The following is a 26,971-nucleotide window of genomic DNA, read 5'->3' on the forward strand; positions in this document are numbered from 1 at the left end:
AGCAACTATGCCAGCCAACCAGCATGCGCCGTATCGAATTGGCCTCATCAGTAGCTACCCTCCCACACCATGACATTCGGATTGCTGGCAGCATTACCTATGGCGATCAAGACGCCAGTGAACACGGCACCGCCTATAAATTCGATGCTTTCACCCGGCCCCAATTCCCAACCATTGCCCACGGATACCGAGCCAGAGGAAACCCAAATAGTGCCGACCTCATCCTGATTTTTTATAGATATAAATGCCCGGTTCGGATTGACCGCGGCCAGCTCCCCGGCTGATGTTGTAATCGTCCGGCGCACAAGGTTACTATTGCCAACTTGCACCGCACTACGCAGATTGTTGACATTCACCCCACCCGGCACCGAGACTCCCCCGGATACTTTGGCAGAGCCGACACGCGCCCCGCCGGTGCCGACAAACAGGCGTATTTCCTCTTCCCCTACCCCACCATGCCCCAATATCAGTCGCTTGAATTCGCCGATATTGGCCTCTTCCCCTTCATCTAAGGTGAAGTCATCGCCGTTTTCCGTGCGGACGCGCACCGGGACAAGGGCTTTTTCAATGCGGATATAGTCGCCAGTCAAAGCCGGTATTTCTTCCCCGCCCGCCTGGACTTTAAACGTATAAAGTTTGAGACTCATTTCAGCGCTTCCGATTGAAGTAGAAATAGAGCGCGGCCAGCCCGGCCACTACCCACAGTGTTTTGTTTGTCAGCTTTTCTTGCGTCAGCTCGGGATTGGTGGAATCAGAGACGTATTGCATGGCCTGATTGCCTGCCTTTTCTGCAAAGCCGAGTGCCTGAATATTGGCCTGCTGTACCGCATCCAGAAACTTGACCGTCAACCCGGCCACGGTATCGACGGATTTACCAGCAAGATCAATCGCGCCACCGTCCAGAAAGCTGATTACAGAATTTGCCCCCGCCGAAAAATTTCCGCCAAAGAAGGTTCCATCCCCGATATTGACGCCCTTGCTACCCGCGACATTGTTCACAGCCAGAGGCGTATCAATATCTTGAAGGGTTAGAGGCGCCTGGATATTTTCGTTAAATGTGGCACTGGCTGACCCCTTGTAACCCGTTAAACTCACCGATTCAGGCATTGCCATTTACAGCCACCCTCTCTTTTTTGCATATACAAACCCCAGCCCGATCGCCGCCAGCACGGCGATATGAATCGGGTTTTCGAGATCAATCAGCGGCTTGTTATAGACTGGTGCACTGGTGTTTGTCGGTGCAAACGCGCCCAGCCCCGAATATGCCGCGCTGGAATTGGTTTCCGTATCAGAACCGAACAAACCGCCACCCCCACCTAATAAAGCCAGCCCGGCAAGCCAGGGATTGCCAGAGGCGAGCGCACCCGCTCCGGCTGCACCTGTTGCGCCTGCCGCCCCGCTGGCATAACCGCCCCCGACCGACCCCCACGAACCCGGAGCCACAAGGCCAGCAATTCCCGCCATTACTTACCACGCAGCAGCATGAAGCCCACAAGGCCAGCACCGGCAATCACGGCCACCCATAACAGGCGGTTATTGCTGGCGCTGGTGTTTGCTTGCAGGGCTTGTGCCTGCATTTGCGCTTGCAGTGTGAGCAACGAGGCTTGGTTCTGCCATTCGGCCTGCTGCTGCGTGGTTTTTGCCACGCCTTTGGCGATTTCTTGCTGGTTCCAGAAGGCGGCAATATCCAGCGCATCCTTAATGCTGAACGCTTTTAAATCGTCCCATAGCTGTAGCGCCATGATGCCCCCTTAAGCCCAAACGGCCAGTGTCTCAGCGACGATATTTGCCAAACCGGCAGTATCAAATGTCATTTTGAGTCGCAGATCGGACACGCCGCGCGTATTCAGCAGGTCGCCCGCATCGCCTTCAAGCAGGAAGTCAATATGTGTTGCCTTGCCTGTTTGCGGTACGCGTGGCACCGGATAGACGTTTTTCTGAGCACGCTCAAGAATCGGCTTGGTAGCATCGATCACCTGGACGCCATCAACCAGCAATTCCACATTGCTAATATCAGACTTGAAGATATGGATAGCCTTGTACACGTCACCAGACTTCGGCAATTTGTCGTTTTCGACTACGCCAGATACAGCGCTTGAAATGCCGTAATCGCGGATTTGGGTATATACGCCCAGCTTTTGCGGCACGGTATCAATGAACGCTTGTGCCTTCATGGTGATGTCCGCAGGCGCACCGGCTGCGAGTTCCAATTCCACAGTGAAGGTTTGCAGATCATCAGTACCGAACGCTGGCGCTCGCTTGTAGGCAAGCTGATCGTAGGCGTTATCCGTGAAATGAATCATGAACTGATTCACGGTATCAGGGCTGCGGCCATAGTAGGCATTCAGATCAAACAGGCGTTGCAGGCTGGCAAAAGTTTGTACTTCCTTGCCATTGGCGAGAACGCGAATTTTGCCGATGTCGGTTACGTCCAATCCTGTACCTGTCACAGAAAACAGGATGTTGTGATATGTGGGCTTGATTGGAATCTCAAGCACGGCAGTGCTACCAGCAACAACACGGCTGATAGAGGGCAGTTTGATATGCTTTTTAGCCATGATGCCCCCTTATGCAGCCAATGCGGTGTTGACGTATGGAATTTGACGGGCAACGATCATGCCCAGAACGCCAAGCGCAGCGCCCTTTACATGATTACCCGGCGCGAACTTGTAAACAGCAAAAGCGATGCCCGCACCGATGGCGATAGTAACCCACTTGCTATTTGCTGTTGTGGTTGTGGAATCCATTTAAAACCCCTGTTAGTTAGAAATAAGTTATGACAGGGCGAAGATTGCGACGAAAGCCGCGCCGCGTATATAGGCGGTAACGGTTACGGTTACAGGAAAAAGGGCCATTTTTGGCCCTTTTCTTTACAAACTTTTACACTTTTTTCATCGAAAAGTGAGTTTTGACCCTGTTACCTGGCCCGTCAATGCGTCCTTATGCAGGTATTCCAGCGGCTGCAAGTGAGCAATGCGCTCCCTAGGCAGGCCGGTTTTCTTTGCCATGTAATCGACATCCGACCCGGTAGCAGCGCGGAACACGTAGAAATCTGTGGCGTTGCCTATGGCAGTCTTATCTGCCTCTGCCCAGCGCTGGGATATGGGGAACAGACTGATACCCCGCTTCAGGCCGCGCCGCACCAGGATGCCCCAGCCCTCGGGTGCCTTGCTCATGGTTGTCACGTCTGCCAGTTCTTCCAGCACAGCGGCACACTCGCCGAAGTACGAGCCGTAATGAAACACAGCCCGGCAGAATCTATCGAAGTCTGCCTTCATGTCGCCCTGGCTGACGTAGGCATATTTGCCCGGCTTGCCTTTCTTGACCACTTCCAACAGATCGGCAAATGCAGTAATGCGCTTATAGCCCTGCAACTTGCTCCACTGGTCCTCAATGTCCCACACGAACACGGCCTTGAATTTGCCCTGGCGCACGAGGCGCACCGTCATGGCCGTTTTACCCGACCGGCTGGCCCCGGACATGATGCATAGCCGTCCGTCCCTTGTCGCCAACGTCATGACGCGTACCTATCCACGTCTGCCGCGCATTCATCCGCCGGGACTGGCTCGTATTGCGGCGCTGGCTCTGCTGGCTTTTCTGGCTCTTTTTCCGGTTCCGGCTTTTTCAAATCCTGCTGCACGGCGTTGACTGTTGCCATGGTGAGCGGCATTGCCACGGCGAACAGCGCCATTTCCTCGACACCGGCGCCGGATTCCAGAAAGGCCAGCACCCTGCCGCCCCATGGGTATTTGCGCAGCACAGGCACGGCGGCACCGGCAAAGGCGTTGCATGAATCTTGATTCCAGACGGCGGCGGTATTGCGCATGCCGCCAGCCAGCAAGGCCAAATGTCCGATTTGCAGCAACCCGGCAAGGCTTTGTTCGGCGCTGATTTGTGGCACCGGCCCGGCTTCCTGCCCCGGCTCCGCTGTTTCTTGTACAGGCTCATCCGCCAGCATTTCAAGCTGGGTTTCCGATGCGATTTGTTCAGGTGTTTTTTCCATGACTAGAACTCCAATGAGAAACCGGCTTTTTTCTGCGCTGGCTTCGTTTCAGGTATCGGCGCGGGCTTGTTTTCCGGCACCGGCGTTGCTGTTACGGTAACAGGCGGTTTTTCCTGTTTCGGCTGCATGGCCTGGGCAATGTGCGGATACTGTTTCAGGAACGCATCCACGCGTCGGGCTTTTCCGCCTACCCGCAATTGGCCGTCACATGACGCTTCACAGAAGCCGAACGGCGCACCGTTTTTGTCGGACGTGATACGCATGCCATTGGCCGTGCCGCAATATGGGCAATTGATATGCCCTAGAATGGATTTTTCAGACATGCAGCACCTCAAGATCATCGGGGTTCACCCAGCGAATTGAGCCGTTGACCATGATGCCCACGTTGCCTTTGCCGCTGACCTGGCGCACCTGGCCGACTATTTCCGGCCTACTCACCACGCGCACCAATTGGCCGCGCACTATCTCTTCAAGCGTCATTTTTCCCTCTCATTTCCAACTTTGTGACAATCTCAGCCAGCAACTGCACCTGAAAATCATGCAGCACCATGACAGCCGCCCCCAATTCCTCTACTGCTGGCACCTTTTGAAACATCGGCGCGTGCTTCGCTTTCTCTGAAAGCACTTCGACCACCCGCATTTGGCGCTGCAAACGCGCCATTTTCTCTACCATCGCCATTCCCCCGGTTACAGTTATTTACAGAACTCCAAGCGGGCCTAACGGCCCTCTTTAAAACCCACTCGCGCAAGCGAGTTTTGACGTAATCGCCCCAGCGCGTTTCCAATCCTTCAACCCTCTCCATCCCCGCCCCGTCATAGCGCGTCATGGCCTCATCAAACCAGACCCGGCGCACCTTCACGGCGTGAAACCTGCGCTTTGCAAATGCCCCACCCATCAGCGCCGTATAGCCTGCCCAATCGCCCGCATCAGCCGCCGCCACAAGATCAGGCAGAATTCCGCCCATCTGATCGTCGCCAGCATCGCCAAGGCGACGAAGCTCACGCCATACGCCCACCCCTGCACCGCCGATTTGCTGGAACTGCCGAATTCCCCAGCAAGCAGCCCAAGCGTCAACCCGGACAGCATTGCCAGTAACAGAACCACCCTCAAAGTCATCAGCATCCTCAAGCCCTTTTCCATTGATATTTTTTGATATGTACTTAGCCAGATAGCCCACCGCAGACCCCTTTTTGCGATCAATAGGCTCAAACTTGAAACGGTGTTCAGACGCGCCGAATTCGTCGCCATCCTCACGCAGGGCATAATGACGCAACACCTCGCGCACTCGCTCGACGTGCGCAGGCTGCATAAACAGCACCATATGCCAGTGCGGCGTTCCATCATGGTGCGGTTCGACCACGCGGAACCCGTAGACCTTAATACCCTCTTTTGCCAGCGCGGCGCGTGACAATGCCCAGCCCTTGCACAGGTGCGCTTGCGCCTCGCGTGGTGTTTCCGCCTTGTATTTGGGATTTGGTTTGCCATCAGACCGGACGGCGTGAAAACGGCTAGGGGCCGTGATGGTGTAGAACTCTGCTGCATGACCGTGAGTGCGTGAGTAGGAATCAAACCCGGCCATGCGCGCCATCAATTCCATGCGCCTAATTTCAGGATTGGAGACGCCCAGCGCGGAAAGCTGGGCAAGTGTGTATTCCTGGCCCTCATCATTGACGGCGAGGATTGTTTCCAGCAAGGCCGCATTGCGCCGCCGCTGGCCCTTGCGCCGCGCTACGGTTTCATCGCTGGAATAGATACCGGCCCGTTTGCTGACCATGCCAAGGTTGATTGCCGCAGCTTCGACCTGACGCCCCACCACCTTGCGCAACTGCCGCCGCCACCACAATTCGCAGCACAACCGCGCCCGCTGGCCGGACTTCTCGACACCCTTGAATTGCGGCTTGATGCCGTACTTTTCTGCAAGCCCAATCATGGCCCTGAGCGCTAAATCGGCATCTTTCCAGTACCCGGCCAGCCTAAAGCACTCATCCGCCCGCGCCTTGGCATAAGCGCATATCTCATCATCGCTTGCAGCCAGCAGCGCTTTGTTTCCGCCGATGGCTTCCGTGATGTCAAGCAAGGCAAGGTTTGCCGCCGCCCTGCCCTCTCGCTGGTAAAGCTCTACATACCGCCTATTGATCGCAGGCTTGAACCGCTTGGGATATTTGGCGAAATGGGCGCGGATATGCTTGTGATCCAACCACTCGCCGGTTACTTCAATTGCCAGCATCAGGCCGCAACCCTCGCACCTTTTGGCGGCTCAATGCCCCAAAAAAGAGGATCATTCAACAGTTCGGAAAACGCGATTAATTCCGCCTCGTTATACCGCCTGCCCTTCAATTGTGTAGGCTCAAACAGATGCAACTGCCCCGAACCGTCCCGCACGTCCCACAGCTCGACAAAGACCAGAACAACATGCGTTTGATCGCATATTCTGACGTCCCGCACCCTGCCGAACCGGCCAGCCTTGGAACCTTCGCAGACGTTTACCAGCGTCCCGGCCTTAATGAACATCGGCCATCACCATGCGCACAGGTGCCAGCTTTTTAGCTGCCTTGCAGCACTGTTCCTCGTTGCGAATTGCGCCGTTCAGAATGTCGGCAAGGTATTCAGAGAAGGAGATTTCAGCGCCGGTAAAGGCTACGTATTGCAGGCGGCATGCCTCAATACGTTTGCGCTGCATTGCGGATAGTGGAAATTCATAGACCATTTCAAGCCCTCGCAGTTGGTTGTCAACCAGCGAGAAATTGAAACGTTATAGACAGTGTGCAGATTGCACACCGGGTAAAAGGTTAGATTGTTGTAAATTAAGAGATTAGTTAGCTAAGTCACTGATTCAGTGTATATTATGTAAAATCTGATCGGGCCTCTTTCCGACAAATTAATGAGCCAGGAGGCTTGGGAGGACGATCAGAAATGGATCGATGCCCAGGTGTTGTAGCGACAGAAGCAAATTCTGCTCAATGTGGCGGTCGCTGGCGTCCTCGAGAGTTCGAGTATTGGGGAATTGAGCCAAGGTTAGATATTAGTCACAACTTATTTGGAGTAGAAAGTGATGCAGTCCTTGGCTTGCGCTACCATAGGGAGACCCAAGATCGAAATCAATTTAGAGGAGCGGATCCTCGATTTCAAAGTTTAAGTTATGCAGAAAGTTTTTATGGAGTAAATGGGGGAACTGGACACAGAGAACAAGTAGATATTGATGTTGAAGCTAAGTCTTACTATGCACAAAATACCTTTTATCTCGGTAATTGGTCATTAACACCAGGCATTCGTGTAGAAGATATTAGAATTTCTACAAATGTGAAACGTGCCGAAGGTCAGCCACAAAATAATCCTGAGTCTGACCTTACTAACAATCAGACTAAGGTGTTACCAGGTTTTGGTGTGGCATGGAGTGGTATCGAAAACACGACTGTATTTGCAGGTGTTCACCGAGGGTTTGCACCTCCACGGCCTGATCGTGATATATCTGCTGGTGGCGCTAATACTGCAGTTGTTGCTAAAACAAAACCTGAGGAGAGTACCAATTGGGAGTTAGGTATTCGGTCTAATTATTTAAAAGGGATTAGCTATGAAACCACCCTTTTTCATACTCAATTTGATGAAATCGTAATCAGCGATGGTTTTGGCTCATTCAGAAATGGAGGGGAGTCTCAGCATTCTGGTATCGAGGTGGGCGGACGTATTGACTTTGGTACCATCTACAATACTTCTCATAACTTCTATATCAGTGGAGCATATACGAATCTCTTTACTGCTAAGTTCAAGAAGACTAGCCTTGATGATGACATTCGCAGTGGTGATCGTCTTGCCTATGCACCCAAGCATATTGCTTCCCTGAGCTTTGGTTACGAGCACCCGATTGGTTTTAATGCACGTATAGGTGTGGATTACGTGAGTGAACAGTATGAAGATGTGCCCTTCCGTGAGGGACGTAGTGAGTATGATCCACTCAGTGGACAGAGTGGCAAGATTCCATCTTACACACTGGTTAACGCTTCTCTCAGCTACCGTCCAATAGGCAGCAAGGCAACCTTCTTCGTCAGCGGGCATAACCTGGGTGACAAGGAGTATCTGGCAACCCGTGTCGATGGCATGCATGCTGGTCGTCAACGCCAGGTGTTCGGCGGTGTCCGTTACGATTTCTAATCCTTAACCGCATCCTTCCTCTGGCTTTTTGCTGGAGTAGTTGTACTTGCGCCCCGTTATCGGGGCGTTTTTTTGCATGGAGAGCATGATCGTGGCGGCGTTATAATCAAGGTTTGTGATGATGTGCTGGCGCTGGCCGGCAAGCATGAACGGGCAATCAATTTGACTAAGTTAGACAATACCTTGGAACAACATACCCCGATGATGCGCCAGTATCTTGGTATCAAGGCGCAATATCCCGATATGCTGGTGTTTTATCGCATGGGGGATTTCTACGAGTTATTCCATGATGATGCGGAAAAAGCATCGCGCCTGCTCGGCATCACGCTGACCAAGCGTGGCAGTTCCAACGGCGAGCCTATCCGCATGGCAGGTGTGCCTTATCATGCGGCGGAGCAGTATTTAGCCAAGCTTGCCAAGCTGGGGGAGGCGGTTGCCATCTGCGAGCAGGTGGGCGACCCTGCCAAGAGCAAGGGGCCCGTGGAGCGCCAGGTCACACGTATTCTGACCCCGGGGACGTTGACCGACGCGGCCTTGCTGGACGATACGCGTGACAACCTGCTGCTTGCCATTGCACATGGCGAAGGTGTATTAGGGTTGGCACGCATCAATCTTGCTTCAGGCCGGTTCATTCTGAGTGAAATAACGCCCGGACTATTGGCGCAGGAGTTGGAGCGCATCAGTCCGGCTGAAATTCTTTATCCCGATGATTTTTACCATATGGCGCTGGAGCAGGTGAAATGCCCAAAGAAGCGTCTGGCGCCTTGGCAGTTCGACCTGGATTCATCCATCCAGACCTTGACCAAGCAGTTCAGCACCTACGATCTGGATGGCTTCGGCTGTGCTCATATGCTGGCCGCCATCATGGCGGCTGGCGCCTTGCTTGATTATGTCAAGCATACGCAGCGTACGAGCCTGCCACATATCCAGTCCCTGATGGTTGAGCAGGGAAGCCAGTTCATCCAGCTGGATGCTGCGACACGCCGCAACCTGGAAATCGACCAGACCTTGCGTGGTGAATCTTCGCCCACGTTGTACTCTTTATTGAATACCACCGTCACTGCCATGGGTGCGCGTTTGCTGCGCTCTTGGCTGCATCATCCTTTGCAGCATCAAGCAGATATTCAGGCACGCCTGCAGGCGGTGAAGGTTTTGCAGGCGCAATATGATGGATTGCGCCCCTTATTGCGCAATGTCGGGGACATCGAGCGCATGGCAGCAAGGGTGGCTTTGAAAACGGCGCGACCCCGGGATTTGTCCGGTTTGCGCGACAGTCTGCAACAGCTTCCCGCACTGCAACGAGTGTTGCGGCCTGAAGATTCCGCACTGTTGCACTCCTTGCAACAACAACTGGATGTGCCACAAGCAGCGCTTGATATGCTGATTGCTGCGATCAAGGATGAGCCGGCTGCTGTGCTGCGCGAAGGCGGCGTGATCGCCGATGGTTTTGATGCCGAGCTGGATGAGTTACGCGCCATACAGAGCAATTGCGGGGAGTTTCTCCTTCAGTTTGAAGCGCAGGAGCGCGAGCGCAGTGGTATCAGCAACCTCAAGGTAGAGTACAACAGCGTGCATGGCTTTTACATCGAAATCAGCCGTGCGCAATCTGAGAATGTACCGGCCGAATACCGCCGTCGCCAGACGTTGAAGAATGTCGAGCGCTATATCACCCCTGAGCTGAAAACCTTCGAGGATAAAGTACTGTCCGCCAATGAGCGTGCCTTGGCGCGTGAAAAGTTCTTGTTCGATGAATTGTTAGGGAATTTGCAACCCGCATTGGCTGCCTGGCAACGCAATGCAGAGGCTGTGGCGCAGCTGGATGTGCTGGCAACGTTTGCCGAGCGCGCAGATGTTCTGAAGTATGTTGCGCCTCAGTTCAGCAGCGAAGCCGGATTGGATATCGTGGATGGTCGCCATCCCGTGGTGGAGCAGCTTGCCCAACCTTTCATTGCCAATAGTGTTTCATTATCGCCTTACCGTCAGCTTTTGCTGATTACTGGTCCGAATATGGGCGGTAAGTCAACCTATATGCGGCAGACGGCTTTGATCGTGCTGCTTGCACACTGTGGATGCTTTGTTCCGGCGAAATCGGCGAGGATAGGACCTATAGACCGTATTTTCACTCGCATCGGCGCATCAGACGATTTGGCCGGGGGGCGCTCTACTTTTATGGTGGAAATGACCGAGACAGCGAACATCCTGCACAATGCCACTGAGCGCAGCCTGGTGCTGCTGGATGAGATTGGACGCGGTACCTCGACATTTGACGGGTTATCCCTGGCATGGGCAGTGGCCCGACAGTTGCTGGAGAAGAACCGTAGCTATACCTTGTTTGCCACCCATTACTTCGAGCTAACCAGAATCAGCGAAGAGTTCAAGCATGCAGCCAATGTGCATCTGGATGCGGTTGAGCACGGTGATGGGATTGTGTTCCTGCATAATGTGGAGGAAGGGCCAGCAAGTCAGAGCTATGGTTTGCAGGTGGCCCAGTTGGCAGGCATTCCACGCACTGTGGTGAATGCCGCCAAGCGCAAACTGGTGCAGCTTGAGCAAAGCCAGGTCATGCAACAATCATTGGCGGGGCAGGGCGATATGTTTGTTGCTGCCAATGTCGAGCCAGAGCCCGCCACACATCCGGTGGTATCCGAGTTGGAAAGCATCGATCCTGACAGCCTCACCCCCAGGCAGGCACTGGATGTTTTATACAAATTGAAAAAATTAATATAAGAATCAGACATATTTTTGAAACAACTGCCTGCCAGAATACACAACATAGTCCTTACCGGGACTCCCGTTTTGTTACTTTAGAAAATCCCAAAAGGAAGATATGGTTGTCGAGTATTTCATCAAAATAGTGATTCCAGTAGTATTTGCGTCCTTTGTGGCCATGATAGGCTGGTTTGTCGGCGAGAAGCCGGGCGCAATGATCGCTGGGGGCGCTTCTCTTGCCCTTTCATTCGGCTGGACCAGTTATAGCTGGGCATTGTCTGTGCGGCAATCGCGCATCAATGCGCGATTGGCCAAACGCAAGCAGGCCAGGGCCAAGAAGACAGTGCGCCGAGTGTCTTGCGCATAATGCATGCATGAGCGGCTCTCTTGAGTTGGCAGCCGCACTGAATACAAAAAGGCAGCCTAGGCTGCCTTTTTCATTGATCACAAGATGGCTGAGTTGAGCTCATCAACTCGCAATGGGCCTAATGATGGTGACCACCTGCACCATGTACATGCCCGTGATCGATTTCTTCCTGGCCTGCTGGACGCACGGCGGTCACAGATGCCTTGAACAATACGCGCTCTCCGGCCCAGGGGTGATTACCGTCGACAATGACCTTGCCATCTTCAATATTGGTAACGGTATACAGTACGATGTCGCCAGTTTCGTCTTCGCCCTCAAATTGCATCCCGACCTTCAACTCTTCCGTCGGGAAGGCGGAAACAGGTTCTATCTGCACGAGTTCCTCATCATATTCGCCGAAGGCATCAGCTGGTTCCAGCGTCAGTTCGATAGAGTCGCCCACAGACTTGCCATGTAATTCCTCTTCTACTCGCGGGAAAATATTGTCATATCCGCCGTGCAGGTAGCTGACGGGATCCTTGCTGGCCTCCAGAATATTTCCATCGCTATCGCGTAATTCATAGGTGATGGTGACAACAGTGTTCATGGCGATCTGCATGAAAGATCCTTCTTTAAAGTGATTTGATAAATTTGAGTATTTCTGCGGCATGGCCTTTGGCCGTTACCCCATATTGTGCCAAGCGTACCACTCCAGTCCGGTCAATGACAAATGTGGAGCGGACTATGCCCATTTTTCTGATCCCGTCCTTCTCTTTTTCCTGCCACACACCATATTGCCTACATACCTCTCCATCCTCGTCGGATAGCAGGCAGACTGCCAAGCCGTGCTTGTCTCGAAAGGTGGCGTGGCTGATGCAGTCATCCCGGCTGATGCCGATCACGATCGTATCGTGGCGCTTGAATTCGTCTTCCAAGTCGCTGAACTCTATTGCCTGCAACGTGCAGCTGGGGGTGTTATCTTTGGGATAAAAGTAAAGTACTACATTGTGACCGCGTAGCGCGGAAAGGGTAATGGGCTCAATATCTGCATCTAGCAGGGAGAAGTCAGGAGCTGGTGAATTGGGTTGCAACATGGCTTGAATATACTTTAGAAAAGAGATTGCTCATGTTTTTATCCTACTACGGTGTTTTGCCAAGTAGGGGCAAGGCGAGAATTGTCAGCATGATGAGCATTGCCTGCGGATCACATCTTGAACGAGCATGTGTTGCGGCCATGCGTATGCGATGAAATGACATTGGACTGACTTCAAGAAAGGATGGGGAAGATTCTAACCTAATTTCTTGGCAGCGTAAGCAATGCGCTATCATGCACGCATGAAAAATAAACAAAATTCACTAGATGGCCGGCTTGCTCTGCTCGGCGGGCTGAGTGCAGCACAATTTCTTGCTGAATACTGGCAGAAAAAGCCTTTATTGATTCGTCAGGCGATCCCAGGATTCAATGGATTGCTAAGCCCAGATGAGCTGGCAGGGCTGGCTTGCGAAGAAGATGTACAGTCGCGCTTGGTTTCATTAAAACGCGGACGCTGGCATGTTGAAAACGGGCCGTTCGACGAAAAGCGCTTTGCCAAACTGCCTGAGCGTGACTGGACCTTGTTGGTGCAGGGGGTTAATCACCACTTGCCGGAAGCCGCAGAGTTATTACAGCAGTTTGCTTTTATCCCGTACGCCAGGCTGGATGACCTCATGGTGAGCTTTGCGCCCGACCAGGGTGGGGTGGGGCCACATTTCGACTCATATGATGTATTTTTGCTGCAAGGGGAAGGCCAGCGCTTGTGGCGGATCAGTGAGCAGGACGATCTTGCCTTGGTCGAGGGTGCACCACTGCGCATCCTGCAAAATTTCAATACTGAGCAGGAATGGGTCCTCGAGCCGGGAGACATGCTTTATTTGCCGCCACACGTTGCGCACTGGGGTATTGCAGTGGGCAATGCCATGACATATTCGATTGGCTTTCGGGCGCCTTCGGTGCAGGAGCTAGTCAGCGAGTTCCTCAATGATCTGCAGGACAGGCTGCAAATACCTGGAATGTATGCAGATCCGGATTTGCAACTGCAGCGACATCCGGCGGAAATTGGTACACAAATGCTGAACAAAGTGGGCGCCATGCTGGATCAGATCCGTTGGCAATCCGAGGATGTATCCAGTTTCCTGGGACGGTATCTTTCTGAGCCTAAGCCGCACATTATCTTTGATGAGAATACGCCGCTAGACCTGCCGCGATTTGTGCAACAATTGCCAAGATGCGGTATTGCCTTGGCTGCCAAGAGCCTGATGCTATTCCATGGCAATCGGTTTTTCATGAATGGGGAGCAATTCACGGCAACGGAGAAGCAGCAGCACCTGCTGACGGCCTTGGCAGATGATCGTCGGCTGGAGGGAGCTTGTTTTGATTCCGCCATATTGCAAGAGACAGTATTGATGCAGCAGCTCCATGACTGGTATCTGGCCGGTTATTTGCATTTCATGGAGTGATCGCGTAGCTTACACAAAAGCAATACGCCAGGTTGAGTGGTCTACCTGTCATGAGTGGCAGCACATTTGCCACCTTAATCAATTGGGAGCTTGCCTTGGCCAGGAGTGAAATCATGCGTACCTTGTTGATCACTTTGCCTCTGATCTGTTTGCCTGTCCAAGCGTCAGCGCTGGATTTCAAGATGATTACGCTGCAGCACCGCTTTCCGCAAGATATTCTGCCAGCGGTAGAGCAGCTCGTCCTTCCGGAAGGCTCGGTGACCGCAATAGATCATCACTTGGTCGTGCGTGCTACAGCCGACAAGATGAGTGAAGTTGAGGCCTTGGTTGAAAGACTAGATACCGCGCAGCGCAATGTACGGATTGCAGTTCGTCATGAAGATCATGCAATGCAGGACAATAGCGCCATAGGCATTGATGGAAGACTGCGACATGGCGCCCCCGAAATGAGGGGATGGTTCGAAGAAGGTGTGCGTTTTGGCATCGATGACAGCCAAGCCACGAGCCGTCGCAGCGGGGAGCAGTTTTTGACAGTCATGGATGGTGAGCGTGCTTTTATCCAAGTGGGGCAATCCGTGCCTTTTACCCAGCAATGGGTATTATTGACTTCGCAATATGCCAATATCCAGCAGACTATCGAGTTTCATGACGTTACGACTGGTTTTGCCGTCAGGCCACGTTATATCGGTGATCAAGTTGAGGTGGAAATCACGCCGCGCATCTCACGCATCAATGCAAGGGGCTTCATCGATTTCGAGCAGTTGTCGACCACGGTTCGTGCTCCGCGGGGCGAGTGGCTGGACATCGGTGGCATCATGCAGAATCACGATGAAGTCAGCCGTGCCATTCTCTTGCAAAGCCAATCTGCGACCGGAAAAAACACCCGTTTGCAAATCAAGGTTGATTGAAGAATTTGACCTCTGTGTTTTTGCACGATAATTGACAGAGTATTGTGTAAAACAAGGCTGGCAGCCAAAAAACAGTGGTATTTTTTATCGGAAATGGTAGAATTTTTGACACTCGGTTGGTTTTACCGTAACTGGTTTTCAAATTTATTGTCTACACACATCTTTAAGGGATAAAAAATGACACGTTCTGCTCTGCTTGCCGCTCTGCTCGCACTTGCTTTGACTGCTTGTGGTCAAAAAGAAGAGGCACCTGCTGAAGCTCCTGCTGTTGAAGAAGCCGCTCCTGCTGTTGAAGAGGCACCTGCTGAAGCTCCTGCTGTTGAAGAAGCCGCTCCTGCTGTTGAAGAAGCACCTGCTGAGGCTCCTGCAGAAGAAGCACCAGCTGAAGAAGCTAAGTAATTGATAAGCTGGCTTTGATGCCAGCCATCAATTATCTGTACCGAAAAGCCGGCATCGCCGGCTTTTTGTTTTTTGCTGTGTAGTGCGTTTAAAGTTTTCAGGATATTGGTTTTATTTTATTTGGCGCCAGTCGAAGCCTTCTTGCTGGCTGGCAATCCCGATCCAATGTTCTTCACAACCCAGAGTGCGACTTAATGCGGTATTGACCAGGGCCGGATGATTATTTTTCTCGCTCAGGTGTGCCGCGACGATATGCTGTAGCTTGCGATTATCGAGTTTGCCTAGCAGGGTGGCCGCGCTCTCATTGTCCAGATGTCCAAGGCGGCCGCCTACGCGTTGTTTCAGGGAGCGTACGTAGGGGCCGTTGTGCAACATGTCTACATCATGGTTACATTCCAGCACCAATGCGTCACAGGCGCTCAATGTGGCTTCGATGTGTGGCGTCGAGGTGCCTGCATCAGTGAGTACGCCGAGCTTGTGCTTGCCATCTTCGAAAGTGAACTGCACTGGCTCGCGTGCATCGTGGGGGACAGGATAAGGCTGGATTTGCAAGTTGCCGATGCTGAAAGGTTGATGGCTGTCGATGATGTGCAAGTCAAATTCGAGTTCCTTGGGCATGAGTTTCTGACTTGTGATATATGTGCCGTAGGTCAACCAGACCGGGATGCGGTAGCGGTTGGCTAGTTTGAAAACTCCGCCTGTATGGTCATCGTGTTCGTGGGTGACAAGAATGCCATTGATCTCTTCTGGTTGAAGGCCTAGCCTGGCGATGCGCCGGATCGCGTCGCGCAACCCGAATCCGCAGTCTAGCAACAGGCGGGTTGAGTCTTGCTCAATAACCAGTCCGTTGCCTGTGCTGCCGCTGCCGAGGGAGGCAAATCGCATATCAGCAAATATTGCTCAAGGGCGATTGCGATTTTAATGAAACCAAATCAACAAGCGCCCTGATGTTAATTATTTGAGCTGCTCGAAGAGCAGGTTGATGATGCGGTTTGCCGTGCTGGTGCGCTCGCGCTGCCCATCCTTGTCTGTGATGGTAATCAAGGAGCTGCTGGAGCCTGAACTTTCTACCCGGACCTGGTATTGAGTGTCCCCTGATTTGCGCTTTTGGTTGCCATCCTTGTCAGCCTTGTCTTTCCCCCAGAACTTCAGGGTTTCCAGTAGGCCCTTCTTTTCCTTTGGTAATTCATCAATGTCATTATCCGTGTAACGGACATAGAAGATACCGCTCGACCGGTCGCGATCCTCGACGACGAAGCCAATACGATCCAGCGCCAGCCCTACACGACGCCATGCTCGGTCAAAGGCATCATTGGTGCTGAGGCTGAGTGTGCCGTCGCTTTCCTTGTTGATGCTGGCACGCAATTCTGGGGAGGCATTGGCAATAATGCTGCGGGATCTCTTTTCTTCTACGCCAAGACGTACCATCAATCTACGTAATAGCTCCGCATCAATGTCCTCCGCAATGGCGCGGGATTCTTCCGAACCTGTGCGCTTTGTCTTGGTGGGAGCGTAACCCATTTCGACTTCCCCGGCGATGGTGCGTACCTTGATCTTGCCGTCGTCTGGCACATTGCTGACGGCACGATGGCTCATATAGATTTCAGTCGTACCAGGCTCTACCCCACGATCGATACGCGTGCGGAATTTTTGGCGGTTTTGCAGGCTGTTGAGCTTGTCAAGCCAGCCCTGGAATTTTTCTAGGTAAGTCTTATCATTAGGGTCCAGTGAGCTGGGGTCAACCCATTCAGTCTCCATGACACCGGTTTGCGGGTTTTCTATCTGGACGGCAAATCCAAGGTCAGTCCAGAATTCACGGATGACGGGCCAGACTTTTTCTGGTTCGGCATTCACTACCAGCCATCTTTGCGCGCCTGCACGCTCCATGCGGACGCCGTCTGGGTTTGGCAACACTTTATCCTGCTCGTTTTCTATTTGACCGCTTTCATTCAGCGACTGGCTGTAGTCCGAATAGTTGGTGGCGGCACCGGGAATGGCGTAAGCGTCACTGGCCGAAATGTTGGTCAGGTCGGGTGGCACTTCCAGAGGGCGCGCGCGTCCTGCGGCTTTGTAATCTGAGCTGGTGTCGAGGAATGGAATGGAGCACCCGCTGATGGTCAGCAATGTAGCCAATAAAACAGGTTGGAGTGTGAGTCGATTCATGGTTTCTCTATGACTGAATAACTGTGACATCAAATGGCAGCTTGCTTCATGGCGCTGCGCAATGTGTCATGAAATTGGGATGATAGTGGCACGAGTGGCAGGCGAATGCCACCTTGGATCAAGCCCATCTGTTGCAGTACCCACTTCACCGGGATTGGATTGGCTTCGATAAACAGTTTTTGATGCAATGCGAATAGCTTGGCATTGGTACTACGGGCAGTCTTGAGATCGCCTGTCAGTGCGGCAGCACACATCTCATGCATCAGCCTGGGAGCGGCGTTTGCCGTCACCGAGATGACGCCGCGTCCGCCGAGCAGCAATAATGCAAGGCTACTGGCATCATCACCACTGTAAACTGCAAATCCTTCAGGTGCGCGCAGGATCAGGTCAGTGCCACGTTCGATATTACCGGTGGCATCCTTGATGCCAATGATATTCTCTATTGCAGCAAGGCGCAGTACGGTTTCATTATGCAGGTCGCAACCTGTCCGACCCGGAACGTTATAAAGAATCTGTGGAATATCTACAGCTGCGGCAATGGCCTTGAAGTGCTGGTACAGGCCTTCCTGCGTTGGTTTGTTGTAATAGGGGGTAACAAGCAGGCATGCATCTGCCCCCAGCGCTTTTGCTTTACGGGTAAGCGCAATGGCTTCGCTGGTGGAGTTGGCCCCTGTGCCAGCGATGACCGGGATGCGTCCGGCACTGTGTTCAACTGCGGTTTTGATCAGCAGGGCATGTTCATCAAAGTCGACCGTGGGAGATTCCCCTGTTGTGCCCACGACGACGATACCATCGGATTTTTGCTCGATATGGTAGTCGATGAGTGAACGTAATGCCTGGATATCCAGGCTGCCATCATCGTGCATGGGGGTGACGATGGCAACGAGACTGCCTTGCAGCATGGTTATGCGACCTGATAATGATGAAACCCGCCTATTTTAACTGAAACCAAGGGGATAATAATATGATTTTATGCGCTTTCAGGGTGCTCACTCATTGCAGGAAAAGGTGGTTTCACAGCGGAAAAGCCTAATGGGGATATTATTTTCCTATAATATTCGCCAATATTTTCACAAGCGACAGATTGATGAAGCCTGATGCAATAACCATACCAACCATGGCTGCGGTGGCGAGCTTATTTTCTGTATTGTCCCATGCGAATGATGCAGCATTGAGCAGTGAGCAGCCTTCTATTCCAGAACCCATGCTATTTGACCTGGTGCGACCGCTGGGTTCTCCCAGGGGGGAGCTGGAGGTAAACAATCTGGCAGAGCATTCCCTACGTCATGGTGATATCCAGTGGGCTCCGGAAATCGAATATGCGTTTGCGGACGGATATGCCATCGAGGTTGAGCTGCCGTTCGAGAATTCATCATTGTCAACATATAAGCTGGCATTGCAAGGCACGATGGACTCTCATTCAAGTGATCGAATGGTTCATGGCTGGCAGGTAATTGCCCGTCGCCAGGCGGATGAGGATGTGTATTCTGCGGATGCATTGTATTTGCATGGATACCGTTTTAACTCCAGGTGGAGCACATTCAATATGTTGGGTATGCGGCGTACTGAATTTGGTGGTGATGGTATGAATACGGTACTTTCCAATAACAGCCTGTTCTATAGATTTTCCAGCAAGCTTGTGCTGGGGCTGGAAGTGAACAATGAAATTGACCATCACATGAAGTGGCGATATCGCATCACGCCACAGATGCATTATAACTTCGACAAACATCGTACTTTGCAATTTGGCCTCGGCCCTTCAAGGCTTGACGATGACATGAGGACAGAGTGGCTGGCTTCCTGGCGGCTGATCTATGCTTTCTGATGCCCAGCGTCTTCGGGCGGAAGCATATCCCGAATGCAGGCCGCAATGAGGTCGGTTCGGGCAAAGCGGTGATGGCCGCCACCGGGCAGTATCAGCTTGGCTTTGCCGGAGAAATTCACGACGCTTTCCATATATGGAATTAATTCATCGCCTTGCTCGTGGAGCACGGTAAGCCTGCTGGGCTGGCCGTTGACACGGTAAGCAGCATATTTTCCCAAGTGGGCCTCGGTCAACCAGCCTTGTTCGTGTGAGTAGAAATTCTCCACTTTGCCGATATAGCGCTGCAGGCTCAATTCAGGATGCATGCAGGGATTGATCAGCAAACAGGGTTGCCGATAGCGGCATGCAAACTGATAGGCCCAGAAGCCGCCGAGTGATGAGCCTGTGAGCAGGACACCCTGGTTCAGCAATGGCAGGATGGCTTGTTCGAGCTGTATATAGGCAATATCGGGATCCCAGCTGTTGTATTCGGGAATGGTGACCAGGGGGAAATGTTGTCGTAGTAGTGATGATTTTTCACTTGCCGGGCTGGAGTTGAAGCCTGGCATGTAAAGTATGTTCAAACGATATTCTCCTGCGTCGTATCAGTCACGCAATCCTAGCAGCGCAGGCAGGTCGGCGATAGAGTCTATTATCAGGTCTGGCGTGACTGATGAGGAGGCAAGATATTCTTCGCGAAACTTGCCGGTGCGCACCAGTACCCCGCGAATGCCTGCTTTTTGTGCGCCTCCGATGTCCGAGTCGACATCATCTCCAATCATTAGCACTTCAGATGCCGGGAGCTTGAGATCTGCGAGGGCGATCTGAAAGAACTCGGTGGCAGGCTTGCCGATGATCATGGCTTGTGTGCCTGCTGCATACTCAAGCCCGGTGATGAATCCACCGATATCTATCTGCAGTCCAGCCTCGGTTTGCCAGAATCGGTTCTTGTGGATGGCAATCAGCTTTGCGCCGTTCTTGAGACAGTTGAAGACCTCGTTCATGATGTCGTAGGTCCAGGCTTGGCCGATATCACCAACGACAATGTATTCAGCGGAAGTGTTGGACTGACGGAAATGCGAGAAGTCCTTCTTGACATCATCCGCCAGCAGAAAGCGGCAGATGGGATTGCCGAGTTGTTCGAGGTATTTCAATGCGGCTTCAGGGGCACTGATGATTTCCTCCGGCGCGATATAGAATCCCATGCCCAGGATTTTCTGATGCAAGGAATGGCGCGAAAGCGTGCTGGTGTTGGTGACAAAACGACAGCCCAGGCCTTGCCGGCGTAACAAATCTATTGTTTCTATCGCGCCTGGAATCGGGCTGTTGCCTATATGCAGGACGCCATCCAGGTCGAACAGGACGGCGTTGACAGATGAAGTGTCCATGATGTGTACCTCCTGGAAAGTCCACTATGGGACAAGCAAGCCTTGTGCCGAAAAAACAACGGAGGCAAATGCCTCCATCGCTTAACTTAAATATTCAGTCTTGTTTGCGTGGTGCAAACCTTCAATTCCTCAAATCTGCTTCCCAGGCATTGCCATAGGTTTTGCCGTTGCGAGAGAGGATCAGCATTTGATACATGCTGGTCACCCACATGAATGTGGACGCGATACTGTAGCCGATCCCGCCAATGATCGTCAGCCAGGCGAACCCAGGGTTGAGCTTGGTCAGCCACCACGAGAGCACGTCAAGGATCAAGAACGCGAATGGGAAGGCAATGGCCAGTATTTTCAGGATGCGAGGCACATTCACGGCAAAACTGAAAATGAAAGCCATGAGGAAGAAAATGAAGCAGATCCCGAACAAGTGGATATGGGAAACTCTTGTCAGGCTCTGAATCGTGGCGCCCTCATTGACGGCAGATACTTGTTTTACGCCTTCATAGGTTGTGTAGTCTGGGATGCCGGGAATCACGCTGTGGCACATGACACAGTGTTTGGCAAATACGCCCTTGAAGTGGTTTTCCCATTGATCTTCAGGTGCGCCATTGCGCACCCACTTGATGATGTCGAGGCGTACCTCAGGAGGTGCATGCGGTTTCATCGAGCCGTTAAGTTTGCTTTCCAGCTTGCTGCCGCTGCGGTCCCCGTAATAGCTGTAGACGATATCATCCTTGGACAGCCCCAACTTGCCATCAGCCATGCCGTGCGTCAGCATGATCTGTAGCCCTGCCATGCAAAGGCCGACGCCGATGACCAGCAGGTAGCCTATGAACAAGACCTTGATCGACATGGGAAGATTGGGGAGGTTTAGCCAGGGAAGGCTGGAGGGTGTTTCTTTCATGGTATTCTCGTCTAGCGTAAAAAAAATACAAGCAACGCAAGCATACCTCAATTTGAGATATAGCACCTAGTTTTAGTAGGGTTATTGCAAATGAAAAGTCTTACTGTCGTAGTAAGGCTTGCATCGGTGCAATAAGTCAGTGCGATGAGGCGTTTTTCCGCTCCTTGCGGGCGTTCAGTATGCAGAATCCAATCCAATAGCTGATGACGATAATGGTCAGGATGATGGTGCTGATCGATGCAATGCCCACCCACGAACCAAACAGTACTTTAAGCATAGTGGTCTCCTTATTATCGTTGTCGTGGTTAAAGATTAATAACCATGATAATTTTATGGATATGCTACGCTTTTGCTAGGAAGAGTAAAGACCTTTATCAAAAAATGGTTAAATTTTCTTCTGCCGCATCGGTGTTGTCTTGTCTCGCTATCTGACATCAGCAATAATCCGGCGGATAACATGAGCAGACAGACCATGGTTTTGCCCCGGACAATAAGCGCAATAAGAACAGGCCATCATGACAACCATTGAGAATCAACCCGAGGCGGGAAGCGGGGTGCAGGGAATGATCGGGTTTGAGGAACTCAACCTGCAACCGGGGACCAGACTGCAGTTAATGCGGCACCGGGGCCGTACTCCCGTACAATACCTTTCCACCTTTATCGGCATGGAGCGCAATGAATACCTGCTGTTGCGTTTGCCGAAGGCGCAGGGCACCTTCCTGACCTTTTACGACGGGGAGAAAGTCACGGTTCGCGTCTTTTCCGGGGTCATGATCAGTAGCTTTGACGCCAGCGTGATCCAGACGATCCATCATCCCTTGAATTGCTTGTGCATTTCCTTTCCCCATGCCATCCAGGTGAAGAAAATCCGTAGGGAAATGCGGATCAAGGTCGATATCGAAGGGCGGCTGGGGTTGCAGGATAGAACTATTTTGCCAGTAAAGTTGACCAATATCAGCGCCACCGGATGCCAGATTCTGGTTGATCGCGATATCGGCAAGGTTGACGGCCAGGTGGTCTTGAATTTCAACATTGCCCAATTGCACGACGATGAGACTTCCGCCATGACTCTGGAGGCCAAGGTGCGCAACGTGGTGCCAGCAGGTCTGTCAGGCGGTGCAAGCTTTCTTGCCGGCCTTGAGTTTGTGGCACTGGAAAGCAACGTGCAATTGCTCGTGCGCCATTATGTCTACGAATGCCTAGTCGATAGGCGGCAGAACTTGGTCTAGGCACTAACCAATGGAAAGGAAACGCATACCGATCTAAATCGCTATACGGAAATCTGTTTTTTTACATAGAATCGCGTTGGGATACAGCTAGAGGTTCGTAGTCACTTTAACAATGAAGTAACAACCTGCCGGGAGATCTCGTGAAGAAAATAGCATTTGCGTTACTAGCATGCTGTACTTTGAATAATACTGCCAATGCGGTGGACGGTATTGCGTTCACAGGCGGGCACGGCCCCGATGCCAATATGGTCGCTGTTTCGCTGACCTGGGATTGGGGGAAGCGTTGGTTCACAGAGGGGGATTGGCACCTTGGAGGATATTGGGAGTTGACTGGTGCTGCCTGGAAAGGCGACGGGCCATCTCCTGAAAAAGAACTGTATGCGATCGGCATAGCGCCGGTGTTCCGTTTGCAGCGCTTCACACCATCAGGGTGGCTCAATCCTTATGCGGAAGCTGGCATAGGCGCCTATCAGTTCTCTGGTCGGCGCGTGCATGGAAGCCTCAGCATGGGAACTCGCTTCGAGTTCGGCAGCCATGTCGGCTTGGGCGTCACGTTCGGCGACCAGCAGCAATATGATCTCAGCTATCGCTTTCAGCATTTCTCCAATGCGGGCATCACCAGCGAGAACCCGGGAGTCAATTTCAACGAAATCCGTTTCGGATATCATTTCTAACTTACCCGGATAAAGCAGATTCATCATATCGGGTGGCGGTTATAATTCTGTTATTCCTTCATAACGGACGACAGAATGATCGAACTTGCAGATCGCATAGACGCCATATTGCCCCAGACCCAATGTACGCAATGTGGATATGCTGGCTGCCGTCCATATGCCGATGCGATTGCCAAGGGAGAGGCAGCCATCAATCAGTGCCCGCCTGGCGGCGAGGCTGGGATTCGTGCATTGGCACAGCTGCTTGGTCAGCCATATGTGCCTTTGAATCCATTTCACGGCGCCACCCGACCCAAGATGCGTGCTGTCATCGATGAGGCCCGTTGCATCGGGTGTACTTTATGTATCAAGGCATGTCCTGTGGATGCCATCCTGGGGGCGCACAAGCAGATGCATACGGTGATTGCGGATGAATGTACCGGTTGCGAATTGTGTTTGGTGCCTTGTCCTATGGAGTGCATCGACATGGTGCCCCTGATAGAGCAGGATTGGGATTACACGCGTCCGGAAAGCCATGCGCGTCAGGTAGCCGATGCAGCCCGCACACGGCATCTAGCACGTTTGCATCGTCTCGAGCGGAATGCGTCAAAGCGATCAGGCGTAGCGACTCCGCAGGGCTCTGATCGTCAGGTGTCCAACCCTGTAGAGGCAAAGAAAGCGGCGTTGGCTGTTGCCATGGCCCGTGTTCGCGCCCAACGAAAAATCACAGACCCGGAAAAAGCATGAATCCAGAAAAATGTAGAGAGCTGTTCCGCCGGCTCAGTCTTGCCATTCCAGAACCGACAACCGAACTTGTGCATGCGAGCACGTTCGAATTACTGATTGCCGTCATTCTTTCCGCTCAAGCAACCGATAAGGGCGTGAACATCGCGACAGCGAAGCTGTTCCCTGTTGCCAATACGCCCCAAGCAATTCTTGATCTTGGTATCGAGGGCCTGGAAGGCTACATTAAGACGATAGGGCTCTATCGCAGCAAGGCCAAGAACATCATGGCAACCTGCCGCCTGCTGGTGGAGCGATATAATGGCGAGGTTCCTAATACGCGTGAAGCATTGGAAAGCTTGCCGGGCGTCGGGCGCAAGACGGCCAATGTGATATTGAACACAGCATTCGGTCACCCCACTATCGCGGTCGATACGCATATCTTTCGACTCGGCAACCGTATTGGGCTCGCACCAGGCAAGACACCGCTTGAGGTGGAAAACAAGCTGATGAAAGTAGTGCCCAAGGAGTACCTGCGTGATGCACACCATTTGCTGATCCTTCACGGGCGATATGTGTGCGTGGCGCGCAAGCCCAAGTGTGGCGAGTGTGTCATTTACGACCTGTGTGAGTTCAAGGCCAAATCGACGCCAGCGTCTGCTGCCGTGGAGGCCATTTGAAAGTTGGGACAGGACTCACACGCGGGCGTCAGCCGCTGCCAGGGCTTGCGGTACAAGCTGTTAGGCAAGCGATGGATCAAGCAGGTCTCGATATTGCCAATAGCGTGTTGCTGTTCTTGAGCGAGAATTTCGCGCAAAATCCGCAACCAGCCCTACGTGCTGCCGCGAAGGCGGCGAGCACCACTCAGGTTAGCGGTTGTTCCGCGCCTGGCATTTTTACCCAGGATGAATGGGTGCTGGACGGCTCTGCAGCAGCAGCGCTGGTGCTGGGCGATGATGCTGCCATCTCTCTGGCGAGAGGCCGAAAGGATGAAATACTGTTGACATTGGCCGCCCCAAACGCATTCAACTCGTCTTGGATGATGTCACCTGGCATATGCTTCGGCGGAGTGGCAGGAGATGCAACTGGGCAAGGCCGGTTCTCAGTCTGGAATAATGGTAAAGCCTCGTCGGCTGGACATTGTCAACTGATCTTGGAGGGAGCGGCAGGCGTGGTCGATGTCGCCCATGCTGTCAAGCCGATGAGTGTGCCGCAACGCATCGAACAGGCCAGCCGGCATGACTTGCTTGTATTGTCTAGTCAATCCGGCCCTCGCCAATCCGCATGGTCGAGCCTGACCAGCGCGCTTGGTGGTCAAGATATCGACGATCACGCGGGGATGCCGTGCCGTCGTGTGATGCTGATGCTGGCTGAGCATGAGGCAGAATTGTTGCGGAGGGAATGCCAGCTTATTCCTATCGTGGGGGCCGATGCCGTCGCGCAGTCAGTCACGCTGACTAAGAAAGCTGTGCCCGGCAATTGGTGTGCCTGGGGGGTGTTGGATCGTGATGCCGCGCAGCAGCATCTTGACGCCAAGATCGTCTCCATGGGCGCCCGCTTGCGCGATGAGCCCGCTTTTGGTTTGATGTTCTCCTGCCTGGCGCGCGGGCCACATTTTTATGATGGGGTAGATCAGGATATAGCGCTGTTGAAACGCTATTATCCCAGCATGCCGGTGATCGGGTTCTATGGCAATGGTGAAATCGCCCCGCTCAATGGCCGCAATGTGTTGTGGCAAAATTCCGTCGTGCTGGGATTATTTACTGCTGAAAGTTGAACGATGAATGCATCATTGTTGTTGAATGCCGCTAACCGTTATCCACGCGTGCTTTCCATCGCGGGCTCGGACAGCAGCGGGGGAGCAGGCATACAGGCCGACCTCAAGACATTTTCCGCCCTGGGCTGCTATGGCATGACTGCCATTACTGCCTTGACAGCGCAGAATACCCAGGGAGTGCGCGCCATTCATAGCGTTCCACCCGAGATGCTGCGTGACCAGATTGATGCCGTCGTGGAGGATATTGGCGTAGATGCCGTCAAGATCGGCATGTTGCATTCACCGGAAGTCGTGATGACTGTTGCGGAAGCGCTGGACACGCACGGCCTGGAGCACGTGGTGCTGGACCCGGTCATGGTGGCGGCCAACGGTGCCAAATTGATTTCGGACGAAGCCATCTCGGTGCTGGTAAAAGAACTTTTCCCCCGGGCGCTCGTGGTTACCCCCAATCTCGACGAAGCCGCATTGCTACTAGGCCGATCATTGACCGGAACCGATGAGCTGGAGCAGGCCGCGCAGGATCTACTCGGCCTGCGCGCTCAGGCCATCTTGCTCAAGGGCGGGCACCTGCCCGGGCATGACGTCCTGGATATCCTGGTACAAGCCAATGCGGCAGGTCAAGTAACCGAGCTGCACAAACTACATTCACTGCGCATTTCCACCCATAACCTGCATGGAACGGGATGCACCTTGTCCTCTGCGATTGCGGCATATCTGGCATTGGGTTTTAGTCTGCCAGATGCGGTGCAGGCCGCCAGAATTTATGTGCGTTCCGCCTTGTATGCGGGATCTAACGTCAGAACGGGCGCAGGCATCGGTCCGCTGAACCATGGCTTTGCTCCGCAAGCGATGAAAGTGTGGGAGGCCTGATGGCCTTGTTCCACCCCAGTCGCGATCAGGTGCGCCAGTTTTTCTTCGATGCCTGGGCCAAGTTCCAACAGCAGCAAGCCTTGACCGACCTCGAGACCATTGCTGTCGACATCATCCAGGCACATCCTGAATACCATCATGTCTTGGAGGCGCCTGAGCAATATCTGGAGCAGTCCTATTTCCCCGAAATGGGGGAAACCAATCCCTTTCTCCATATGAGCCTGCACCTTTCCGTACTTGAGCAAGTGTCCATTGACCAGCCTCCTGGTATCCATGCCGCTTACCATGCTTTGGCGCGCAAGTATGGCAGTGTGATTGAAGCGCAGCATGCGCTGATGGATTGCCTGGCTGAGGCGATCTGGCAAGCTCAGCGCAGTAGTACCGGTCTTGATGCACAGGCTTACGCCGCTTGTATCGAGGCCAAGGCAAGAGGCTAGCCGCGTAAGCGGATATCT

General features: G+C 52.9%; 37 protein-coding genes. 14 read left to right on the forward strand and 23 right to left on the reverse strand.

The window, feature by feature from the left end; genetic code table 11:
* Nucleotides 1-47: 47 nt before the first annotated feature.
* The 13 genes from MFLA_RS04955 to MFLA_RS05010 form a co-directional block, all read right to left on the reverse strand.
* Nucleotides 48-647: a ubiquitin-like domain-containing protein gene (locus MFLA_RS04955; RefSeq protein ID WP_011479188.1), complete on the reverse strand. Its 600-nt coding sequence runs from the start codon at nt 645-647 to the stop codon at nt 48-50.
* Nucleotide 648: 1 nt separating this feature from the next.
* Entirely contained in the window at nt 649-1,113 is a 465-nt protein-coding gene (locus MFLA_RS04960) for a hypothetical protein (protein WP_011479189.1), read from the reverse strand.
* Nucleotides 1,114-1,464: a hypothetical protein gene (locus tag MFLA_RS04965; RefSeq protein WP_011479190.1), complete on the reverse strand. Its 351-nt coding sequence runs from the start codon at nt 1,462-1,464 to the stop codon at nt 1,114-1,116.
* The gene (locus MFLA_RS04970) at nt 1,464-1,742 is read right to left on the reverse strand and encodes a hypothetical protein (protein WP_011479191.1); all 279 of its coding nucleotides are present in this window, start codon (nt 1,740-1,742) and stop codon (nt 1,464-1,466) included. The genes MFLA_RS04965 and MFLA_RS04970 overlap by 1 nt, the downstream gene beginning before the upstream one ends.
* 9 nt (nt 1,743-1,751) lie before the next feature.
* Complete coding sequence (locus MFLA_RS04975; protein ID WP_011479192.1) at nt 1,752-2,558, reverse strand: major capsid protein P2; 807 nt, start codon at nt 2,556-2,558, stop codon at nt 1,752-1,754.
* Between the two features lie 9 nt (nt 2,559-2,567).
* Complete coding sequence (locus MFLA_RS04980; protein WP_048811559.1) at nt 2,568-2,747, reverse strand: hypothetical protein; 180 nt, start codon at nt 2,745-2,747, stop codon at nt 2,568-2,570.
* Between the two features lie 144 nt (nt 2,748-2,891).
* The gene (locus MFLA_RS04985) at nt 2,892-3,518 is read right to left on the reverse strand and encodes a hypothetical protein (protein ID WP_195742083.1); all 627 of its coding nucleotides are present in this window, start codon (nt 3,516-3,518) and stop codon (nt 2,892-2,894) included.
* Complete coding sequence (locus tag MFLA_RS04990) at nt 3,515-4,003, reverse strand: hypothetical protein (RefSeq protein ID WP_011479194.1); 489 nt, start codon at nt 4,001-4,003, stop codon at nt 3,515-3,517. The genes MFLA_RS04985 and MFLA_RS04990 overlap by 4 nt, the downstream gene beginning before the upstream one ends.
* 2 nt (nt 4,004-4,005) lie before the next feature.
* Nucleotides 4,006-4,326 carry a hypothetical protein gene (locus tag MFLA_RS04995; RefSeq protein WP_011479195.1) on the reverse strand — a complete coding sequence of 107 codons (321 nt, stop codon included), beginning with the start codon at nt 4,324-4,326 and terminating at the stop codon, nt 4,006-4,008.
* On the reverse strand, nt 4,319-4,483 hold the full coding sequence (locus tag MFLA_RS14430; protein ID WP_195742084.1) for a hypothetical protein: 165 nt from the start codon (nt 4,481-4,483) through the stop codon (nt 4,319-4,321). The genes MFLA_RS04995 and MFLA_RS14430 overlap by 8 nt, the downstream gene beginning before the upstream one ends.
* Before the next feature lie 56 nt (nt 4,484-4,539).
* On the reverse strand, nt 4,540-6,231 hold the full coding sequence (locus MFLA_RS05000; RefSeq protein WP_011479196.1) for a replication endonuclease: 1,692 nt from the start codon (nt 6,229-6,231) through the stop codon (nt 4,540-4,542).
* Complete coding sequence (locus tag MFLA_RS05005) at nt 6,231-6,515, reverse strand: hypothetical protein (RefSeq protein ID WP_011479197.1); 285 nt, start codon at nt 6,513-6,515, stop codon at nt 6,231-6,233. The genes MFLA_RS05000 and MFLA_RS05005 overlap by 1 nt, the downstream gene beginning before the upstream one ends.
* Nucleotides 6,505-6,711, reverse strand: coding sequence for a hypothetical protein (locus MFLA_RS05010; protein WP_052286270.1), 207 nt, complete (start codon nt 6,709-6,711; stop codon nt 6,505-6,507). Before MFLA_RS05010 ends, MFLA_RS05005 begins: the two co-directional genes overlap by 11 nt.
* Nucleotides 6,712-6,917: 206 nt before the next feature.
* Here MFLA_RS05010 and MFLA_RS14435 point away from each other — a divergent pair, with 206 nt between their 5' ends.
* The 3 genes from MFLA_RS14435 (at nt 6,918) to MFLA_RS05025 (ending at nt 11,229) form a co-directional block, all read left to right on the forward strand.
* Complete coding sequence (locus MFLA_RS14435) at nt 6,918-8,153, forward strand: TonB-dependent receptor family protein (protein WP_011479198.1); 1,236 nt, start codon at nt 6,918-6,920, stop codon at nt 8,151-8,153.
* 201 nt (nt 8,154-8,354) lie between these two features.
* Nucleotides 8,355-10,880 (forward strand): DNA mismatch repair protein MutS, encoded by a 2,526-nt coding sequence (gene mutS / locus MFLA_RS05020; RefSeq protein ID WP_048811855.1) that lies wholly within the window; start codon nt 8,355-8,357, stop codon nt 10,878-10,880.
* Nucleotides 10,881-10,980: 100 nt separating this feature from the next.
* The gene (locus MFLA_RS05025; RefSeq protein WP_011479200.1) at nt 10,981-11,229 is read left to right on the forward strand and encodes a hypothetical protein; all 249 of its coding nucleotides are present in this window, start codon (nt 10,981-10,983) and stop codon (nt 11,227-11,229) included.
* A gap of 118 nt (nt 11,230-11,347) precedes the next feature.
* On the opposite strand, the gene MFLA_RS05030 is transcribed toward MFLA_RS05025, so the two are convergent.
* Together MFLA_RS05030 and MFLA_RS05035 are read right to left on the reverse strand one after the other, a co-directional pair.
* Entirely contained in the window at nt 11,348-11,827 is a 480-nt protein-coding gene (locus tag MFLA_RS05030) for an FKBP-type peptidyl-prolyl cis-trans isomerase (RefSeq protein WP_011479201.1), read from the reverse strand.
* A gap of 13 nt (nt 11,828-11,840) precedes the next feature.
* The gene (locus MFLA_RS05035; protein WP_011479202.1) at nt 11,841-12,302 is read right to left on the reverse strand and encodes a peroxiredoxin; all 462 of its coding nucleotides are present in this window, start codon (nt 12,300-12,302) and stop codon (nt 11,841-11,843) included.
* A 241-nt stretch (nt 12,303-12,543) separates the two neighbouring features.
* On the opposite strand from MFLA_RS05035, the gene MFLA_RS05040 reads away from it, so the two are divergent.
* The 3 genes from MFLA_RS05040 to MFLA_RS14440 all read left to right on the forward strand — a co-directional run bounded on the left by MFLA_RS05040 (nt 12,544) and on the right by MFLA_RS14440 (nt 15,011).
* A complete protein-coding gene (locus MFLA_RS05040) occupies nt 12,544-13,704 on the forward strand; it encodes a cupin domain-containing protein (RefSeq protein WP_048811856.1) in 1,161 nt (386 codons plus the stop codon).
* A gap of 113 nt (nt 13,705-13,817) precedes the next feature.
* Complete coding sequence (locus MFLA_RS05045) at nt 13,818-14,612, forward strand: secretin N-terminal domain-containing protein (protein WP_011479204.1); 795 nt, start codon at nt 13,818-13,820, stop codon at nt 14,610-14,612.
* 177 nt (nt 14,613-14,789) lie between these two features.
* Nucleotides 14,790-15,011 (forward strand): hypothetical protein, encoded by a 222-nt coding sequence (locus MFLA_RS14440; protein ID WP_011479205.1) that lies wholly within the window; start codon nt 14,790-14,792, stop codon nt 15,009-15,011.
* A gap of 111 nt (nt 15,012-15,122) precedes the next feature.
* Here MFLA_RS14440 and MFLA_RS05050 read toward each other — a convergent pair whose 3' ends face one another.
* The 4 genes from MFLA_RS05050 to MFLA_RS14830 form a co-directional block, all read right to left on the reverse strand.
* Nucleotides 15,123-15,896, reverse strand: a complete 774-nt coding sequence (locus MFLA_RS05050) for an MBL fold metallo-hydrolase (RefSeq protein ID WP_011479206.1) — start codon at nt 15,894-15,896, stop codon at nt 15,123-15,125.
* Between the two features lie 69 nt (nt 15,897-15,965).
* Nucleotides 15,966-17,174 carry an outer membrane protein assembly factor BamC gene (gene bamC / locus MFLA_RS05055; RefSeq protein WP_195742085.1) on the reverse strand — a complete coding sequence of 403 codons (1,209 nt, stop codon included), beginning with the start codon at nt 17,172-17,174 and terminating at the stop codon, nt 15,966-15,968.
* Nucleotides 17,175-17,203: 29 nt separating this feature from the next.
* Nucleotides 17,204-18,076 carry a 4-hydroxy-tetrahydrodipicolinate synthase gene (dapA, locus tag MFLA_RS05060; RefSeq protein ID WP_011479208.1) on the reverse strand — a complete coding sequence of 291 codons (873 nt, stop codon included), beginning with the start codon at nt 18,074-18,076 and terminating at the stop codon, nt 17,204-17,206.
* Between the two features lie 139 nt (nt 18,077-18,215).
* Nucleotides 18,216-18,380, reverse strand: a complete 165-nt coding sequence (locus tag MFLA_RS14830) for a hypothetical protein (RefSeq protein WP_229407173.1) — start codon at nt 18,378-18,380, stop codon at nt 18,216-18,218.
* Between MFLA_RS14830 and MFLA_RS05065 the strand changes: the two genes are divergently transcribed.
* Nucleotides 18,379-18,999: a hypothetical protein gene (locus tag MFLA_RS05065; RefSeq protein WP_229407175.1), complete on the forward strand. Its 621-nt coding sequence runs from the start codon at nt 18,379-18,381 to the stop codon at nt 18,997-18,999. The genes MFLA_RS14830 and MFLA_RS05065 overlap by 2 nt on opposite strands.
* Here MFLA_RS05065 and MFLA_RS05070 read toward each other — a convergent pair.
* From MFLA_RS05070 to MFLA_RS14445, 4 genes are all read right to left on the reverse strand, one after another.
* Nucleotides 18,987-19,562: a YqiA/YcfP family alpha/beta fold hydrolase gene (locus tag MFLA_RS05070; protein WP_011479210.1), complete on the reverse strand. Its 576-nt coding sequence runs from the start codon at nt 19,560-19,562 to the stop codon at nt 18,987-18,989. The two genes, MFLA_RS05065 and MFLA_RS05070, sit on opposite strands and share 13 nt — an antisense overlap.
* A gap of 21 nt (nt 19,563-19,583) precedes the next feature.
* A complete protein-coding gene (locus MFLA_RS05075) occupies nt 19,584-20,366 on the reverse strand; it encodes a TIGR01458 family HAD-type hydrolase (RefSeq protein ID WP_011479211.1) in 783 nt (260 codons plus the stop codon).
* Nucleotides 20,367-20,487: 121 nt separating this feature from the next.
* Entirely contained in the window at nt 20,488-21,264 is a 777-nt protein-coding gene (locus MFLA_RS05080) for a hypothetical protein (RefSeq protein ID WP_048811564.1), read from the reverse strand.
* 136 nt (nt 21,265-21,400) lie between these two features.
* Nucleotides 21,401-21,541: a DUF3149 domain-containing protein gene (locus tag MFLA_RS14445; RefSeq protein WP_195742086.1), complete on the reverse strand. Its 141-nt coding sequence runs from the start codon at nt 21,539-21,541 to the stop codon at nt 21,401-21,403.
* A 238-nt stretch (nt 21,542-21,779) separates the two neighbouring features.
* Between MFLA_RS14445 and MFLA_RS05085 the strand changes: the two genes are divergently transcribed.
* The 7 genes from MFLA_RS05085 (at nt 21,780) to MFLA_RS05115 (ending at nt 26,953) form a co-directional block, all read left to right on the forward strand.
* Nucleotides 21,780-22,493: a flagellar brake protein gene (locus MFLA_RS05085; protein ID WP_195742087.1), complete on the forward strand. Its 714-nt coding sequence runs from the start codon at nt 21,780-21,782 to the stop codon at nt 22,491-22,493.
* A gap of 179 nt (nt 22,494-22,672) precedes the next feature.
* On the forward strand, nt 22,673-23,167 hold the full coding sequence (locus tag MFLA_RS05090; protein WP_048811565.1) for an acyloxyacyl hydrolase: 495 nt from the start codon (nt 22,673-22,675) through the stop codon (nt 23,165-23,167).
* A gap of 75 nt (nt 23,168-23,242) precedes the next feature.
* Nucleotides 23,243-23,893, forward strand: a complete 651-nt coding sequence (gene rsxB / locus MFLA_RS05095) for an electron transport complex subunit RsxB (protein ID WP_011479215.1) — start codon at nt 23,243-23,245, stop codon at nt 23,891-23,893.
* On the forward strand, nt 23,890-24,549 hold the full coding sequence (gene nth, locus MFLA_RS05100; RefSeq protein WP_011479216.1) for an endonuclease III: 660 nt from the start codon (nt 23,890-23,892) through the stop codon (nt 24,547-24,549). The genes rsxB and nth overlap by 4 nt, the downstream gene beginning before the upstream one ends.
* Nucleotides 24,546-25,646 (forward strand): FIST N-terminal domain-containing protein, encoded by a 1,101-nt coding sequence (locus MFLA_RS05105; protein WP_011479217.1) that lies wholly within the window; start codon nt 24,546-24,548, stop codon nt 25,644-25,646. Before nth ends, MFLA_RS05105 begins: the two co-directional genes overlap by 4 nt.
* A gap of 3 nt (nt 25,647-25,649) precedes the next feature.
* Entirely contained in the window at nt 25,650-26,516 is an 867-nt protein-coding gene (thiD, locus tag MFLA_RS05110) for a bifunctional hydroxymethylpyrimidine kinase/phosphomethylpyrimidine kinase (RefSeq protein WP_011479218.1), read from the forward strand.
* Entirely contained in the window at nt 26,516-26,953 is a 438-nt protein-coding gene (locus MFLA_RS05115) for a DUF1841 family protein (protein ID WP_011479219.1), read from the forward strand. The genes thiD and MFLA_RS05115 overlap by 1 nt, the downstream gene beginning before the upstream one ends.
* Nucleotides 26,954-26,971 lie beyond the last annotated feature (18 nt).

This window comes from Methylobacillus flagellatus KT (assembly GCF_000013705.1).
Taxonomy (GTDB): Bacteria; Pseudomonadota; Gammaproteobacteria; order Burkholderiales; family Methylophilaceae; genus Methylobacillus; species Methylobacillus flagellatus.